The organism is Pseudomonas sp. Fl5BN2 (assembly GCF_009908205.1).
Taxonomy (GTDB): domain Bacteria; phylum Pseudomonadota; class Gammaproteobacteria; order Pseudomonadales; family Pseudomonadaceae; genus Aquipseudomonas.
On the sequence record NZ_JAAARL010000003.1, the window covers coordinates 251,747 to 267,342 of the forward strand.

General features: G+C 58.6%; 16 protein-coding genes. 9 read left to right on the forward strand and 7 right to left on the reverse strand.

Annotated elements, in window-relative coordinates; genetic code table 11:
- Positions 1–210 precede the first annotated feature (210 nt).
- The gene (locus GV819_RS05630) at positions 211–531 is read left to right on the forward strand and encodes a hypothetical protein (RefSeq protein WP_161754643.1); all 321 of its coding nucleotides are present in this window, start codon (positions 211–213) and stop codon (positions 529–531) included.
- An 82-nt stretch (positions 532–613) separates the two neighbouring features.
- Here the strand turns inward: GV819_RS05630 and GV819_RS05635 are convergent, their stop codons facing one another.
- A complete protein-coding gene (locus GV819_RS05635) occupies positions 614–1,024 on the reverse strand; it encodes a hypothetical protein (RefSeq protein WP_161754306.1) in 411 nt (136 codons plus the stop codon).
- A gap of 249 nt (positions 1,025–1,273) precedes the next feature.
- Here GV819_RS05635 and GV819_RS05640 point away from each other — a divergent pair, with 249 nt between their 5' ends.
- The 3 genes from GV819_RS05640 to gltS are packed head-to-tail and all read left to right on the forward strand — an operon-like array spanning position 1,274 to position 4,222.
- Positions 1,274–1,999 carry an IclR family transcriptional regulator gene (locus GV819_RS05640; protein ID WP_161754308.1) on the forward strand — a complete coding sequence of 242 codons (726 nt, stop codon included), beginning with the start codon at positions 1,274–1,276 and terminating at the stop codon, positions 1,997–1,999.
- Positions 2,000–2,017: 18 nt separating this feature from the next.
- Complete coding sequence (gene hutG, locus GV819_RS05645) at positions 2,018–2,956, forward strand: formimidoylglutamase (protein ID WP_161754310.1); 939 nt, start codon at positions 2,018–2,020, stop codon at positions 2,954–2,956.
- 57 nt (positions 2,957–3,013) lie between these two features.
- On the forward strand, positions 3,014–4,222 hold the full coding sequence (gltS, locus tag GV819_RS05650; protein WP_161754312.1) for a sodium/glutamate symporter: 1,209 nt from the start codon (positions 3,014–3,016) through the stop codon (positions 4,220–4,222).
- A 9-nt stretch (positions 4,223–4,231) separates the two neighbouring features.
- On the opposite strand, the gene GV819_RS05655 is transcribed toward gltS, so the two are convergent.
- Positions 4,232–5,209 (reverse strand): alpha/beta hydrolase family protein, encoded by a 978-nt coding sequence (locus tag GV819_RS05655; protein WP_161754314.1) that lies wholly within the window; start codon positions 5,207–5,209, stop codon positions 4,232–4,234.
- A gap of 48 nt (positions 5,210–5,257) precedes the next feature.
- On the reverse strand, positions 5,258–5,587 hold the full coding sequence (locus GV819_RS05660; RefSeq protein ID WP_161754316.1) for a hypothetical protein: 330 nt from the start codon (positions 5,585–5,587) through the stop codon (positions 5,258–5,260).
- Positions 5,588–5,712: 125 nt separating this feature from the next.
- Between GV819_RS05660 and GV819_RS05665 the strand changes: the two genes are divergently transcribed.
- The 3 genes from GV819_RS05665 to GV819_RS05675 all read left to right on the forward strand — a co-directional run bounded on the left by GV819_RS05665 (position 5,713) and on the right by GV819_RS05675 (position 6,935).
- Positions 5,713–5,862: a hypothetical protein gene (locus GV819_RS05665; RefSeq protein WP_161754318.1), complete on the forward strand. Its 150-nt coding sequence runs from the start codon at positions 5,713–5,715 to the stop codon at positions 5,860–5,862.
- Positions 5,855–6,475, forward strand: coding sequence for a hypothetical protein (locus GV819_RS05670; RefSeq protein ID WP_161754320.1), 621 nt, complete (start codon positions 5,855–5,857; stop codon positions 6,473–6,475). The genes GV819_RS05665 and GV819_RS05670 overlap by 8 nt, the downstream gene beginning before the upstream one ends.
- 139 nt (positions 6,476–6,614) lie before the next feature.
- Positions 6,615–6,935: an isochorismate lyase gene (locus GV819_RS05675; protein ID WP_161754322.1), complete on the forward strand. Its 321-nt coding sequence runs from the start codon at positions 6,615–6,617 to the stop codon at positions 6,933–6,935.
- Here the strand turns inward: GV819_RS05675 and GV819_RS05680 are convergent.
- Positions 6,886–7,851 (reverse strand): LysR substrate-binding domain-containing protein, encoded by a 966-nt coding sequence (locus GV819_RS05680; RefSeq protein WP_161754324.1) that lies wholly within the window; start codon positions 7,849–7,851, stop codon positions 6,886–6,888. The two genes, GV819_RS05675 and GV819_RS05680, sit on opposite strands and share 50 nt — an antisense overlap.
- 93 nt (positions 7,852–7,944) lie before the next feature.
- Between GV819_RS05680 and GV819_RS05685 the strand changes: the two genes are divergently transcribed.
- Positions 7,945–8,946: a DMT family transporter gene (locus GV819_RS05685; RefSeq protein ID WP_161754326.1), complete on the forward strand. Its 1,002-nt coding sequence runs from the start codon at positions 7,945–7,947 to the stop codon at positions 8,944–8,946.
- Positions 8,947–8,958: 12 nt separating this feature from the next.
- Here the strand turns inward: GV819_RS05685 and GV819_RS05690 are convergent, their stop codons facing one another.
- A complete protein-coding gene (locus GV819_RS05690; protein ID WP_161754328.1) occupies positions 8,959–10,437 on the reverse strand; it encodes an MFS transporter in 1,479 nt (492 codons plus the stop codon).
- A 113-nt stretch (positions 10,438–10,550) separates the two neighbouring features.
- Here GV819_RS05690 and soxR point away from each other — a divergent pair, with 113 nt between their 5' ends.
- Positions 10,551–11,012, forward strand: a complete 462-nt coding sequence (gene soxR, locus GV819_RS05695) for a redox-sensitive transcriptional activator SoxR (protein WP_161754330.1) — start codon at positions 10,551–10,553, stop codon at positions 11,010–11,012.
- A gap of 590 nt (positions 11,013–11,602) precedes the next feature.
- Here the strand turns inward: soxR and GV819_RS05700 are convergent.
- Positions 11,603–12,319 carry a Fis family transcriptional regulator gene (locus GV819_RS05700; RefSeq protein WP_161754332.1) on the reverse strand — a complete coding sequence of 239 codons (717 nt, stop codon included), beginning with the start codon at positions 12,317–12,319 and terminating at the stop codon, positions 11,603–11,605.
- Positions 12,316–15,375, reverse strand: coding sequence for an HsdM family class I SAM-dependent methyltransferase (locus tag GV819_RS05705; protein ID WP_161754334.1), 3,060 nt, complete (start codon positions 15,373–15,375; stop codon positions 12,316–12,318). Before GV819_RS05705 ends, GV819_RS05700 begins: the two co-directional genes overlap by 4 nt.
- Between the last annotated feature and the right edge of the window lie 221 nt (positions 15,376–15,596).

Here is a 15,596-nt window from a genome sequence, read left to right on the forward strand (position 1 = left end):
CGCTGTATTGCAAGGGATTGAACACTTGTCGGGACTCTGAATCCGTCTTCTGCCTCTCTCCCTTGATCCATCCGCGCCGGCCCTTGCTCCTGCTTGGCCGCGCCTGCCTCAGGCATGGCCGACAGTCCCGGCTCGAAGAGCGAGCATTCAGGAGCCAACGGTGATCGCCCGATCATTGGTTCCTCAAAATGGGGCGGCAAGGAGACGCGCATGGCATTCACTAAAATCATCTTCAAAAACCCGAACACCGGAGCCATGAAAGTTGCGCCTATCGGCTTTTCTTGGACCGTGTTCTTTTTTGGTTTCATCCCGGCACTGTTTCGTTCCGACTGGAAATGGGCGGCGATCATGTTCGCGGTGGGCTTCTTCACCTTCAGCCTGAGCAACTTCGTGTTTTGCTTCATCTACAACAAGTTTTATGCCCGCGATCTGATCGGCGAAGGCTACAAGGCTCAGTCCATCGCTAGCGGCGACCTGGGTTTCGCCAGCGCCAGTGTCGGCATGGAAATCCCCCGGCTGGAAGCAGTCTGAGTTTCAGGTCGGCTCCCGTAGCGGAAATGGAAAAGGGCGCATTCATTGCTGAATGCGCCCTTTTTTCATCCGCGGTCGAGGCTCAGCCTTCGGCGCTGAACAAGGCCTGGGACGCGGCCATGTAGTCGGCCTGGAAGGCCTCTGACTCGATCCAGGCCAGCGCCGTGGCCTCGTCAGCCTCGGTGGACCAATTGCGGTATTCGATCAGGGCCGCAAGGATGAAGTCCGTGGCGCCCTGTTCGCCCTCCTGTTCATACACCAGCTCCAGTAACGGATCCTGCAGGAACACCGTGCACAGGGCCTGCTGGCTGGTTTTCTCGGCGTCGCGCATTTTCACGAACAGCTCGGTCAGGTCCACCGACTCGAAGTCGAGGCGACTGTCGTTGGGGTCCAGCTCCAGTTCCGAGGTCGGGGCACTGCGCTTGGCGCGGTTTTGCTTGGCCTTGGCTTTGGCCCGGGCGGCACGTTTGTGTTGTTTGTCCAGAGAGGCCATGGGCGTCTTACCTTGCTGCGAAATGGTTCAGCGCGCGCCTGATGGCAGGCGTGCGGCATGTCAGGCGCGCAAGGATGCCAGTAAATCCGCGATCCGGCATCTGCTGCCGGACCGCGGGCACCGCCGAAGTCTTGCCCGGGAGTGCCTTGGAAGCGAGCGCGTGGGTCTTTTGTCGGGTTTTTCCCACTCAGTGGGAATCTGATTTCATTCGGCGGGAAACTCCATGCACCATGGCTGCAAGAGGCCGCTATGAACTACCACACGCCGACTGATCGCTTACTGCAAATCCTCGTGGCCTTGGGGCAATCCCCCGAGGCGATGTCCGCCAAGGCCTTGTCGCAAGACTTGCAACAGCCGTTGAGCAGCACCTATCGCCACCTCAAGACCCTGTTGCGCTGGGGCTTGGCCGAAGACAACGGCCAGGGTCGCTATGTGCCCGGGCCGACCTGCCTGCAACTGGCGAAGAAATTCGACCGTGAAGGGTTGCTGGTGACCCTGGCCAAGCCGGAGTTGAAACGCCTGGCCGAGCTCACTCAGGAAAGTGTCGCGCTGATGGTACCCAGCAACGGGCAGGCCATCTGCATCGAGCTGGTGGACAGCCCCCAGCCCCTGCGCTGCTGCTATCAAAAAGGCCTGGCCCAACCGTTATTGCTGGGGGCCTCGGCCAGGGTCCTGCTGGCCTATATGGAGCCTGAGCGCAGCCTGCCGATCCTGCGTCTGCAGGGCGTCGATGAAGGTGAGTTCGCGGGCTACCTGCAGGGCTTCGAGCAAATCCGCCAGGCCGGTCATGCGGTCAGCCTGAGTGAAATCGATGAGGGTATCTGGGGCGTCAGCGCGCCTTTGCTGGACAGCCGCGAGCGCTTGCAGGGCGCCATCAGCCTCATGGCCCCGGCCTTTCGTGCCGGGCAGAACAGCGAGCGGCTGATCCGCTGGACCCGCGAAGCGGCGCAGCGCCTGAGCGCCCGACTTGACTGAATTGACTGGAGCAAACCCATGACTGTCCATCCCCCCATGCATCTGTGGCAGGGCCGTAGCGACCTGGCCGAAGGCGCGGCGGCCTTGCGCTGGCACCAATGGGTGCAGCCCGAGGCACCCGGCCAGGCCGCAGGTATCGCCTTGCTGGGGCTGGCTTGTGATGAGGGGGTCAAGCGCAACCAGGGGCGTACCGGTGCCCGCCAGGGGCCCGAGGCCTTGCGCGGCGCCTTGGCCAACCTGGCCTGGCATGGCAGCTGTGGCTTGTACGACGCGGGTGATGTGAGCTGCCAGGGTGCTCAACTGGAAGCGGCGCAACAGGCCTACGCCCAGCGGCTCAGCCGGTTGCTGGATCAAGGGCATCTGCCCCTGGGTCTCGGCGGTGGCCATGAAATCGCTTTCGCCAGCTTCAGCGGCCTGGCCGACCACCTTGAGCGCCAGGCGCAGCGCCCGCGGATCGGCATCCTGAATTTCGACGCGCATTTCGACCTGCGCCATGCCCAGCACAGCAGCTCGGGAACGCCCTTTCGGCAGATCGCCGAGTATTGCCAGGCGGCGGACCTGCCCTTCAACTACTGCTGCCTGGGGGTCAGTGAATTGAGCAATACCCAGGCACTGTTCGATCAGGCACGCCAGCTCAAGGTGCACTATCTGCTGGACCGGCAGATGCAGGGCTGGAACATGACGGCCATCGAGGCATTCGTCGATGATTTTCTAGACCGCATCGATGTGCTCTACATGACCCTGTGCCTGGACGTATTGCCCGCCAGCCAAGCGCCAGGGGTCAGTGCGCCTTCGGCTCACGGCGTCGATGTCCAGGTGGTCGAGCACCTGGCGCGGCGGGCCCGTGCCAGCGGCAAGCTGCGGGTCGCCGATATCGCCGAACTCAATCCCGGGCTCGATCATGACCAGCGTACCGCCCGTGTGGCAGCACGCTTGCTGGCCAGCCTGATTCACTGACGGGGCGTTGACCCCCGCTGAACGACACCACAACGACAAAAAGAAGAGATACCACGCATGCTGACTTTTGAACTGGACGCGCCGACTACGCTGGCGCTGGCCTTGATCCTTCTGGGGGTGGGCGCGCAGCTGAAAAAGCGCAGCCGCTGGCTGACCCAGCTGTGTGTGCCGTCACCGGTCATCGGCGGATTTGGCTTTGCCCTGATCGTCTGGCTGCTGCGGGACCAGCAGTTGCTCAGCCTCAAGCTCGATACGGCGATCCAGGGCCCGTTGATGGTGGCGTTCTTCACCACAGTCGGCCTGGGTGGCAGCCTCGGGCTACTGCGTCGGGGGGGCAAGATTCTGTTTGTCTATCTGGGAGCCTGCTGGTCCCTGGCCCTGCTGCAGAACCTGGTAGGGGTTGGCACGGCCAAGGCGCTGGGGATCGATCCGCTGCTGGGCATCATGGCGGGCGCGGTGTCCCTGGAAGGCGGCTTTGGCGCGGCGGCGGCGTTCGGGCCGATTGCCGAGAACCTCGGTGCCGTCGGCGCCACCACCGCAGCGCTGGCGGCGGCGACCTTCGGCATGGTGGCTGGCGGCCTGCTGGGCAGCCCGTTGGCGCGCTGGTTGATCGAACGCAACAAGCTGGTGATCCAGGCCGATCAGGTCAGTAGCCTGCAACACCTGGAAAGTGCCGCCACTACGCCGCTCGCGCCGCTGGATGCGCCCACCCTGCTGCGCCTGCTGACCTGCATCCTGGTGATCATGGTGCTGGGGTTCTGGATGGGCAGCGCTCTCAACCAGCACTTGGGGATTGTCCTGCCCAGCTACGTCGGGGCGATGTTCGTGGCGATCATCCTGCGCAATCTCAACGACCGCACGCAGATCATCGAGATCCCCGACAGTGCCGTGAGCACCGTCGGCGATGTGTGCCTGGGGGTATTCCTGACCATGGCGATGATGAGCCTGAAGTTCTGGGAGCTGGAGCAACTGGGCCTGCCGCTGCTGGTGATCCTGGTGGTGCAGGTGTTGATCATGATTCTGCTGTGCGTGTTCGTGCTGTTTCGCCTGTTTGGCGGCAACTACGACGCCGCGGTGCTGTGTGCCGGCTTCATGGGCCATGGCCTGGGTGCGACGCCCAATGCGGTGGCCAACATGGGGGCGATCTGTGATCACTACAAAGTATTTTCCTACAAGGCGTTCATCATCGTGCCGCTGTGTGGCGCGGTGTTGATCGACATCGTGGCGATCCCGATCATCACCTGGTTCATCAACGCCTTTGCCTGAGTCGCAGGCTTAGCGAGGCCCTGGCACCTGGTGCCCCGGGCCCTGGCTATCCAGTTCGCCGTGGCGCAGCCAGGCCAGGGTCACGGGCCAGAGCCGGGTCTGGAAGCGGCTGTGGAAAAACGCGAAATGCCCGATCTCGGTTTCGCCGATGTCCTCGGGGTTGATGCGCAGATGGGTGCGTGGGCTGTTGCTGTAATAGCCCAGCAGCCGCTCGATGGCCGGGATGGTGCCAAAGGGGTCGTCGCTGACACTGATGGCGAGCATTGGCGCGGTGACCCGGCTGAACGCCAGAGAGTCCTCCCGGCTGTTGAGTGTCCTGCCACTGGGGCGGCCCTCGTAGCGTGAGTGCGGGGTGCACCAGTCGCTGACCACGCCGGCCGGGGTGTCTTCCATCCAGCCCAGGCGCTTGCCGGGAAAGTAGCCATAGAACCGCGTCAGCAGCGGCATCAGCAGATGCCACTTGGCGAGCATTCGCCAGCGCAGTTGCGGAGTGTAGTCACGCCAGTAGGCAAACTGCGCGCCCATGGTCACCACCCTGCGAACTATCCCTGAGGAGGCTCCCAGGCCCACTGCGCAGCCGCCAAAGCTGTGGCCGACGACATCGATCGGCTGGCCGGGGAACTCGCGCTGGGCGCGCTTGAGCATGGCCTCGTAGTCCAGCGAGCCCCAATCCGACCAGGAGGCCTTGAAGCCTTTGAGCGAGGCCGGGCGCGACTCGCCGATGCCGCGATAGTCGTAGGTCATGACATCGAAGCCGTTGGCGAACAGGTAGTCGGCAAAGCGGAAGTAATAGCGGCAGCGCACCGAAGTGGCGGCGTTGATGATCACCACGGCGCGTGCCGGGTCCGGTTGGGCGTGTCGCCAGGCAAAGCCGCCCAGAACCACGCCATCTGCCGTGGGCTCGCTGAAGGTTTCGCTGGGACCGACCACAGGTCCGGTGATGGCGGGGCGGGTGGCTGGCAGGTCGGATGGGGACAACAGGGACATGGGCGGTTGTTCCTGGTTGGCTGGAGTGAGTCAGGGAACTGACGGTGCTCAGCGACGGTTTTTTTGTGCGCTCATTAATACCCGGCCGATCCACAGCACAGCAACCGCCAATGCTCCCAGCAGCAGCGTAGAGGTGCCTTGCCAGAGCAGCTCGAAATAGAACTGGGTGGGTTGCAGCTCGTGGTTGTAGGTGAGCTTCGGGCCGACGCGGTTGCTGGTGACAATCTGGCCATCGAGCAGTGCAGCGATCAGCGTCCAGGCCAGCAGCCCGGTCAGTGCCAGCAGCACCATGCCGATCAACAGGAATAGCCAGGCCCCGCTGCGGTGGTTTGCGGGCTTGGGATGGGGCCGGGGAATACGGGTTCTCTTCTGATTCACGCAGGGCAGTTCCATTGCAGCCTTGGGGGCGGGTGGTGACAACTTTACTCCCGGGCAGCGCCATGGGAATAATCCGTGGCCATGGTTTTTCGTGGCGGCATTGACTGACGAATAGAGTGTCGAGCATGGACGTGAAGAATCAGCTGGGCGCGGAACAATGCTGGGGCATGGGGGAGATCCGGCGTGCAATCGACACCCTGGAGCGGTCGCTCATCCAGCTGCTGGGGGCGCGTTTCAAGTACGTGCTGGTCGCCTTGAGGTTCAAGAGTGCCTGAGTACAACCTGACTGCCGACGATGCGCGCATCAAGCTGTTTCCCGAGCACGTCAGTCTGTGGGCCGACTGCTTGGAGCTGGCGACACTGGCCATGCCCGAGAAGCGCCCCTTCCGGGCGCTGCGCTATGGCTGGGTGGTGCTGGTGGTGGGGTTGCTTGGCGCGGTGGCACTGGGCAACCAGGCACTGGTGCTTGGCTTTGGCGCCTTGATCCTGTTTGTGCCGCTGATGGTCTTGGCTATCGTCAGGCTGCTGCGCCCGCCTGCTCGTGCCGATGCCTGGTTCGATGCCCACGGCTTGCACCTGATGCGCGGCACGAAAAAGGCCCCGGGCGCGGTTTACCAGTACTTCATTCCCTTTGCGGACATTACCCGCGTGGCGACTCTGGAGCAGTCCATCGACCTTGGACGGCGAGGGCATGTGCAGTACCGCACCTACCTTGTCGAGAGCCGACAGTTCTTCGCTGGGCCGACCAGCATCCACATCAGCACCCGAGGCAGCCTGGAGGCGCTGCGTTCGGTGCTCGAACGTCTGGGGCGGTTGCCAGCGGCGGTGCATATTGTCGTACCGTCGACGAGGCACTACCCCGCGCCGTCCGCCTCGGAGCTCACCTAGGCGCCAGCGCCTCATCGTCGGCGCGCAGTTCGTCTTTCAGCCACGGCCGCTGGATAACTTTACTCCCGGGCAGGCCCATGGGAATAATCTGTGGCCATGGTTTTCCGTGGCGGCCTAACTGACGACTGGAGTGTCGAGCATGGAAGTGAAGAATCAGCTGAGCCCGGAACAGTGCCAGGGTATGGAAGACATCCGGCGTGAGATCGACACCCTGGATCGAGCCGTCATCGAGTTGCTGGGGGCGCGTTTCAAGTACGTGCTGGCGGCCTCTAAGTTCAAGACCTCGGCGGCGTCGGTGCGCGCCGATGAGCGCTTCAAGGCGATGCTCGCCACCCGGCGTGAATGGGCCCAGGCCGAGGGCCTGGACCCGGATGCCATCGAAAGACTCTATGCCGACCTGGTGCAGCATTTCATCGCGCAAGAGATGCGTCATTGGCAGGCCGCGCAAGCTCCGGCCTGAGGGCTGAATCCTCTTCGTTGAACTCCTGTTCAAGCCATTCCAGCAGGGCCTGGACCTGCTGCCGAGGGTGCTCCTCGGGATGGCTGTAGACCGAGAGCGCCGTGGGCAATGACACGCTTTCAACACAAGGCCTGAACAGCGCGCCATGGTCGATCAAGCGGTCGGCGGTACGGCGCCAGCCCATGGCGATACCGTGCCCCTGGACTGCGGCCTGGAGCACCATCGGGTAGTTATCGAAGAACTGGCCGCGGGTGCTTTCGGCCAGGTTCGCTTCGAATCTGCGTAGCCAACTGCTCCACTCCATCAAGTGCGGGGTGCTGGAGCGGTAGTGCAGCAGGACATGCCGCTGCAGTTCATCGATCGCCAGGGAGCCCGGGGCGATGGCCAGATACTCGGGGCTGCACACCGGGAACACTTCGTCCGAGGCGGTGAACATCAACTGGTGGGAACCGCTGTCGCGCCCGGTGCTTTGCAGGGCAACATCAAAATGGCCGTCGAATCGGCTCAGGGGCTGCGTGGTGGTGACCACCTGGATCTCGATCTGCGGATGGCGCAGATGGAACCTCGACAGCCGTGGCATCAGCCAATAGAAGCCCTCGCACAGCTGGCACAGCAGCACCACCTGATGGCTTTGCGGCCGGCCGCGCATGGCCTCGGCAGTGCTGCCTATCGCTCCCAGGGCGCTGCTGACCACCCGGGCCAGCTCGATGCCTTCCGGGGTCAGGAACACCGAGCGATTGCGCCGGCTGAACAGCTTCAGCCCGAGGTTCTCCTCCAGCCCGCGAATCTGCCGGCTGACGGCGGCCTGGGTGATGTGCAGCTCTTCGGCCGCGCGGGAAAAACTGCCCAGGCGTGCGGCGGCTTCGAAGGGCAGCAGGGTGGCGAGCGGAGGTAGTGCCTTGCCGAGTAGATTCATGATCTGTGGTTATGCATCGACGGCCGAGAACTCGTTTGTAGCACAGGTTGAGGATTGCGCAGTATGGCCCCGAATTATCGATGGAGGCCGGTCATGAACAACCACACTGCGAGCCTGGCCCTGGGCGTGGCGTTTGCCGTTTTCGCCACCTTGAGTTGGTCAGTGAATTTCATCGCGCCGTATATCACCGGCAATTACAGCCTGTACGACCTGATGGCCCTGCGCTTTCTCATGGCCGGAGCAATCGGTGCCTGCCTGTTGTGGGTCAATCGTACTCATCTGCGCGGCATCAGCCGGGGGCTGCGCTGCCTTGGTCTGGGCCTGGGAGTGATCGGTTACCTGGGGTACAGCGCCTGTATCGCCGGTGGTGTGCTGCTCGCCGGCCCGGTGCTGACCCCGGCGTTGATTGGCCTGGTGCCGGTGCTGATGGCCCTGCTGGGCAATAGCCGTAGCCGGACCTTGCCTTGGGGGCGGCTGGCCTTGCCGCTGGGGTTCCTGCTGGCCGGTCTGGGGCTGATCCATCTGGGCAGCCTGGGGCAGGCGACAGTCGAGGGTTCATCCCTGGGTGTCGGGCTGCTGTTCTCCCTGGGAGCGATAGCCGTGTGGCTGATTTTCAGCCTGCTCAATCAGCGGGCGATGGAAAGCCTGTCTGTGCGGGCACTCGGCGCCTGGACCGGATTGATGATGAGTGGGGGGGCGCTGGCGATGCTGCTTCTGCTGCCCTTGGGCCTGCACCTGGAGTTGTTCCGGTTACCGACCCTGGGCTTTTCCTGGGCACAGGCCGGATCGTTGTATCTCTGGGCGCTGATGATTGCCCTGTGCTCCTCGGTGGCCGGCGCCTGGGCCTGGAATCTTGCCACCCGACATCTGCCGATGGTGCTCTCGGGGCAATTGGTGGCGTTGGAGTCCTTGTTCGCGACCCTGCTCGGCCTGCTGTTCCATGGGCGCTGGCCAACCCTGTTCGAAGGCCTGGGCCTGATGGCGGTGCTGACGGGGACAGTGCTGGCGGTGCGAGTGATCATGCTTCGTGGTGAGCCAGGGATTGGAACGCTGCGTACCGGAGCAGGCGAGCATGCTTCGGTGCGCGAGCCCTGAAAACTGTGCTAGTCACGTGTTGCGTGAAGCCTGGCGACTCTCTCCATTTTTCGAATGCCGCCGGACCACCCGCAGGGCAGTAAAAACTCCGACGATCGGCGCGAGCGCGAAGACTGCAAACAGCCAGCTGGCAGCGCTCGCGGTGCCGGGGATGCCTCCGGGATCAGTTAGACCGGCGACGTTCGCGATCATGCCGGCCAGGGCGGCGCCGAGCGCGGTGGCGAACAACTGCACGGTCGTAATAGACGCAGCAGCCAAGTCTTGCTCGCCAACTGACGCGACCTGAAACACCTGGGTCAGCAGATGCGGCCAAGCGAGTCCCACACCCAATCCGATGGCGACCAACCCAATGCATATCGGCGTGAGTGACAGCCAGCCACCAGCGCTCTCGGTTGGCATCAAAACGGCAAGCGCCACCATGCCGACCGCTCCAAGGATCGGGCCGGCGAGGATCGCGTGCCTGATGCCTGTGCCGCTCGCCCCAGAGCTTGCGATTGACCCCAGTGTCCATCCAGCGGCCATGAGCGCTGCGAGATAGCCTGCGACGAGCGGGGACTGATGGTGGAGGACCTGGAGAAACAGCGGAACGAATATTTCGCCACTGGTCACGGCGACCGCAAGCAGCGACATGGTTGCATACAGCACCCCCAGTGCCGTTGTGATCCGGAACGCGCCTGCCGGCAGCAGTCTATGGCGGGCGCGGTTTTCCGTGCCGATCAGCAGCGCGGTCAGGATGGCGGCGGCTGCCAGGCCCGCGATGTTCCAGGAGAGGACCGAGGAGACACTGGCGAAAGAAACCGCGAGCACCGCCGACGTCAAGAACACCAGCTGGGCGAGTGCAAGCGGCGAGCGCTCGGCTTTGTCAGCGCTGCGTTTCGGCAGCATGCCTACAGCCAGCAGGGCAAACAGTACCGCGACTGGAATGAGCGACCAGAACGCCGCTCGCCAGACGCCGAGTTCAGCGAAGATGCCGCCTACGGCAGGACCGACCAGCGTTGCCACGCCCCACATGCCGGAGACTAACGCCATTGCGCGCGGCCACAAGGCTTCATCGAAAACCAGCCGGATCATGGCATAGGAGAGCGCGAACAAAAAACCGCCGCCTAGTCCCTGAACAAGACGCCCCGTGAGCATTACCGGCATTGACGGGGCAAGTGCGCAGATGAACGCTCCGCTCGCAAACACCAATGCGGCAATAACGTACGCGCCGCGTGGCCCCGCGCTGGTGAGCAGCCTCGCCGACAGCGCCGAACCAAGGATGGAAGCCGCGACGAACAGGGTGGTATTCCAGGCGTAATAGTCAATGCCGCCAATGTCCTTGATCACCGACGGCAGAATCGTGGTGGCGATGTAGACATTGATTGCATGGAGGACCACGCCACCTGCGAGTGCGAGCGCGCGTACTCCATTAGAGCCAGACAGCAGGGCGGTCCAACCCGCTCCTGGCGCGGAGTGGCAATATTGATCGGATGAGGCGTGACGCTTGTCCATGTTAGCTCCACTTCGAGAGGTCTCACGCGGCAGTGCATGAGGGCTTGCGAAGGCAAACCGACACTCGTTATAAAACCTCATGTATAGATGAGGTCAAGAGGGGTCAAGAATCCATGATTGATGTACGCGTGCCTTTATCGGTAGGAGAGTTGGCCCGCCGATGCGGTGTGACAATTGCGACCGTCCACTTCTACGAGGCCAAAGGCCTCATCCAGGGGCAGCGCAGCGTGGGCAATCAGCGTCGCTATGCCCGCGATACGCTCCGGCGCATTGCCATTATCAAGGTCGCGAAGCTTGCGGGTATCCCGTTGATGACCATCAAGGCTGCGCTCGACGAGCTTCCATCCGGGCGACCGCTGACGGCAAAAGACTGGACGCATCTCTCCACGATCTGGAGGAATACGCTGACCGAGCGGATTCGCAGCCTCACCCAGCTTCGCGATCAGCTTGACGGTTGTATCGGTTGTGGGTGTCTCTCTATGGACGACTGTCCTCTTCGTAACCCGGGTGATCAGTTGGGCCTGCTCGGAAAGGGCGCCGTTTTGCTCGAGAAAGACACCATGTCCACAGCGTGAGTGAATCGCTTTCAGTTTTGCCGACAACCAGGGCCTGGCCCTTCTGAGCGCGTTTGAGGGGTTTCTTCCACTCGCCGGGATCGATGCCCTCAATCGGTAGTTGACGGCTTTATTGAGGCTCTGGCGAGCGTTGAGCAGGGTGACTGCTGGGTATGCGCCAAGCGCCAGCATCTAGGGGAATGGTTTGGAACCGTAGAAAGCAAAAAACCCGCACTAGGCGGGTTTTTTGGTTGCTTTCACGTGATGTAAACACCACCTGAAAGCTGAAGGTGGTGCCCAGAGACGGAATCGAACCGCCGACACGGGGATTTTCAATTCGCCAGTGTCGTTGCAACGCTAGATTACACTGACGTTCGCTTGAGTAAGGTACAGCACGGTAAAGTACTTATCAAACAGTGCATTAGCGTACGGTACGTTACATTCGAGCTCGTCCGTGCTGTACCGCTGGTGTACCTGAAAACCCAAGGGGCGGAGCCTGGCTTGGAGGTGGTGTCTCATCGCTCGGCTTAGGATCTGCGTACCAACCCTCGACAAGCTGCGGCAGCGGAGCTGCCTTGGTCTCGGGTTATGCGGTAACGCGAAACTATCATTCATACTTTTTTCTTCCCGCGATTTTGCGGGGCAGGTGAGGAGTAACCAAACTCTAGGAAGAAGTGTGCTACGTGGATGCTGCCGTGTGGTGGGGCGCTTGCGGCGGGGCGAAGATGGACCGTGTCAAACGCCGCCGCTGATGGAAAAAGAACAGACGGCGTTTGCAGGTGAGCGCCATCGCTGGAGGGCTGAATTCTGAGGTTGGTCTGAACATCTGGACTACCACCTAAGGCCTGACGAATGGGATCCACACATTCTGAGTAGTCATCGATGATTATACCTACCATGCAGGCCACAGGATCTCCGAAGCTATAGGAACCATCGACGAAACGACCCAGACCGTCGCTCCCCCAATATGCCTTATAACTACTGGCAGTCCTTTTTAGTTTTTTAAACTCAAAAACAATTTTCCAGTTATTTGAGTCATTCCAAGTATATTCAATATCCGTGCGTGTACGAGATTTAATATTCAGAGTGTTTGGATCCAGGATGACGTGAACAGGTTCCGCAGACCAGTTTCCGAGCAATCTAGGGTGCAAGTCTCGCACTCGAGAGCAAAGGACTAAAGTTAGGTCAGGCTCTTTTTTTGCTCTATTAAAACCATCCTGGTGGCGTCTAGCCAGGAGCTTCCATGTTTCTGAAAGCGCGTCGACAGCCTGTTTTGCCTGCTGGTGAGGGAAGGTTTTCAACCAGTCCAATGGGATGCTATTACTCATTCAGCAGACACCTTTTCACGGTGAATAAGCTCTACGATAGAGCGCGCATCGCGCATTGCAGATCGTTTTAGCCACATCCGACGGAAAGGTGGACGAAGAAGCAAGAAAGCACCTGGCGCTTGAATTGTTACGTCCGGGAGGAAGGCAACAGTTTCAGAACGATGAGCTGGTAGTAGTCCTTGGGAGTTTAGACCTTCCATAGTTTTCCTAACCCAAATTTCTAATTTTTTCTCGTCGAAGTCGGCAGCCTTCTCAGGCTCAGAGAGAGTAATAGCCGCTACCGCTACTCGACCAACTGCAGAGTTTACCGTCCAAGCCTTAACTACAATGGAACCCTCGCCATTTAAATGGGAGCGCCATATGCCGAGTTCTTGGCTCAAAGTATCTGCGTAATCTTTTAGCTCGTTTTTTGTGATGGTTTTGTATACTTCGGTATTTATGCTTTTATAGCCGCGAGGGCGCACTGAAGGGACTAGTATAGTGTTTGCTTCTGTGACCAGAGCAGACTCTTCGGCACTCAATCCAAAATACTCGTGAATCAAGATGTTTATGTGTTTCTGTATTTGGGTGCTATGGTTTTGTGCTCTTAGAAACTCAAGTCTTTCAATATTTCCGAGGGCTAAAGATATTTCAGATATTATTTCTCTGGCTCGGCTTGGATCGAAGTGATCATCGGGAGCGAAAAAAGGAAACTGTTCTATATCACCCAATGTTACTCGGTTGCGGTCACAGGTAACTTGAAACGCCCTCATCAACAGGAAATAGGTAGCAAGGTCGGAGCGTAGATATGCAGCCATAAAGCGCAAAAGTTCTCTATCGCTTTCTGGGCCTGAAATTACCCCTATGCTGCTGGTGAATGAAGCCGGCTTTTCAATATAAGCCGCTCGGATTTGTTTACTGCTATCGAAACCATCAGTAAACAATATACGAGGGCCATGAAAAACATCCCATAAATCGTCTGTGAGATTTACAACGGATTCAATACCTTCTGGAAAACTCTGTATTTCGTCATCCAAGAGAACAGGCGAGCTGGATTTCAATGATTCAACTAGTATATGCCCGATTCTTCTTAGGGGGGCCGCATCTGAAGTAAACTTTGCGTGTTTGTCTTTAAGGTGAACACCTTTGCGGGTGCGCCAGCTGTTTTCTCCGTTGTTGAACAAGTCTTTAACTTGACCTATAGCTCTAAGTCGTTCACATAGGGCTATATCGAACTCATTGCCCCACATCAGTGTGACAAGACGAGTGGGATCATTGTAGTAAGCCTGTGCTGGCACCAAGTGACGGTCCGCTGGAGAAAGGGCCAGACGGCCAAAGGCTAAGCTAGCATCAACTTTTGGGGCCCAGTATTCAATTTGCTCATCTGCTGGTATTGACCATGACTGTGTGCCCGTTCTAGGGCGAGAGGTAATAACAGCGCAGCTGTGTTCTGCTGTCTCAAATATAAAGTTATGGAGGTCTCCAAAATTTATAAATCGATCAATTTTTGCAAAGGCAAGCCAGCCCTGAATAAATGGTCGGCTAGTGGACGCAATTAGTAGGCTGATTGGCATAATCAAGCATATACGGCCATTTGGCGATACACTCTCCAATGCTCTAAACGCAAAGTCGCCCGCCAGTTGGCGACGCGCTCTTGGCACTCCTTTTTTCTTTGCCCAAATATCCGCCGAACTCCATGCGCTTCCAGCAGGCTCACTCCAAGGAGGATTCGAGATTATGAGGCTGAATCTTTGTGATGTAGCAAACAGGTTTTCAGGCGCGAAAAAGTCCCCGTGCTGTTCGCCGCACAGTAAGTTTATACCGCGAAGTGTCGGAAGCTTAACCTGTTCACTCTCTTGAAGTAGAGCAATATCGGCAGGTTTCAGATCCTCAAGAAGCGAAAGGTATAAACTGAAAGCAGTAACACGACAGGCGGCCTCGCTAATGTCAGCGCCAAAAATGTGTCCCTTTAAAAGTTTTATACGGCCTGCGAGATCTAGGCATTCACCTGTTTGACCTTCTTGTATTTGAAGAAGGCGCCGGTATGCGGTAGTAAGCAAAATGCCAGAGCCGCAGGCTGGATCGAAAACCGTTTCATTTGCTGGATTCAGAGACGTATGGAATGCTTCATCAATTACAAAATTTGCAAGATGACGAGGCGTATAATAGGCCGACAATATGCTCTGTCGTTCCCCTATAAATGATTCGTAAATTCCGGACAGTAGCTCTACAGGAATGAAGCTAAAGTCATAATTCCACAATGATAGCTGACCGCTGTCTAGATCGACCTGGTCAAGGAATCGGCCTAGTATGTCTAAACCCTTGGAGCTGACCAGTGACCACCAGTCAGAGTTTGTATGGTCCAGCGAAAGAAAATCACCATTAAAGTCTTTCCTAAGCGCCTCGATCAGTTTTTCAATGCCACGGGTATTATGGCTGGCGACTAACGAGTGTAGAGGCTCGACATTTCGTTGGGTGCGGTAAACTTCGCTTACGATATTTCTATGCTCAAGATAAGAGATAAAAAGTATCTGTCCTAAAAGTCCCTGTGCTGCCGCTCGAGCTACACTGGCTTTCGTTAGCTGTTCAATTGCAAGTCCCAAGTTTTTAAGAAGTTGTCGATCGACTCTGTCTCCTGGGGAAAACCATTTTGGCAGTCTACGTTGAACATCACTTGACGAGACCTCGGCTAATGAGAAGTACCCTGTAGTAATGGCTTCTTTAGCACTTAGGGTGGTGCCAATGGGCACGTTTTTCGCCGGCGGGTACGCAGTTAAGCTTGAATCGTCCATCACAATGACCAACGAAATCAGGTTTTGATTCCAGATCTTTTGACGAATTCGATTTAAGTCTTCAGTCGAGAGTGATAGCGCGTCATCAAAAAAAGCTACCGCAGGCACGCCATCTACTTCAAATACAGCTTTTGCACGAACTTGGCCGTCAGGACGCAACAGCTCGTTAAGCTCACTTCTATACCTGTGGCTGAGGCTAATATCCGCAGACTCAATGTGGAGCCCTTGGGCATGGCTATATCCGAGAACTTCTAACCAGCGCTCAAAAGTAATGTTCTCGTTCATTGTTTACGCTGCCTACGCGCTCCGGCTTTGACGGCCGTCTCAGAAGCGTTGAAAGTCTGCACTCTGTTTTTTTTCCGATTTGGCATCACTGATTGCAGACCAAGGTCAAGCAATTGCTGTTGAGATAGTCCCGGTAGGTAATCGGCTGCTAGGTAGCCGTCCACTCGAGCAAAGATCTCTCGTAAAGATATGACCAGACCCTCTCTCAGGGTGCTTGGCAC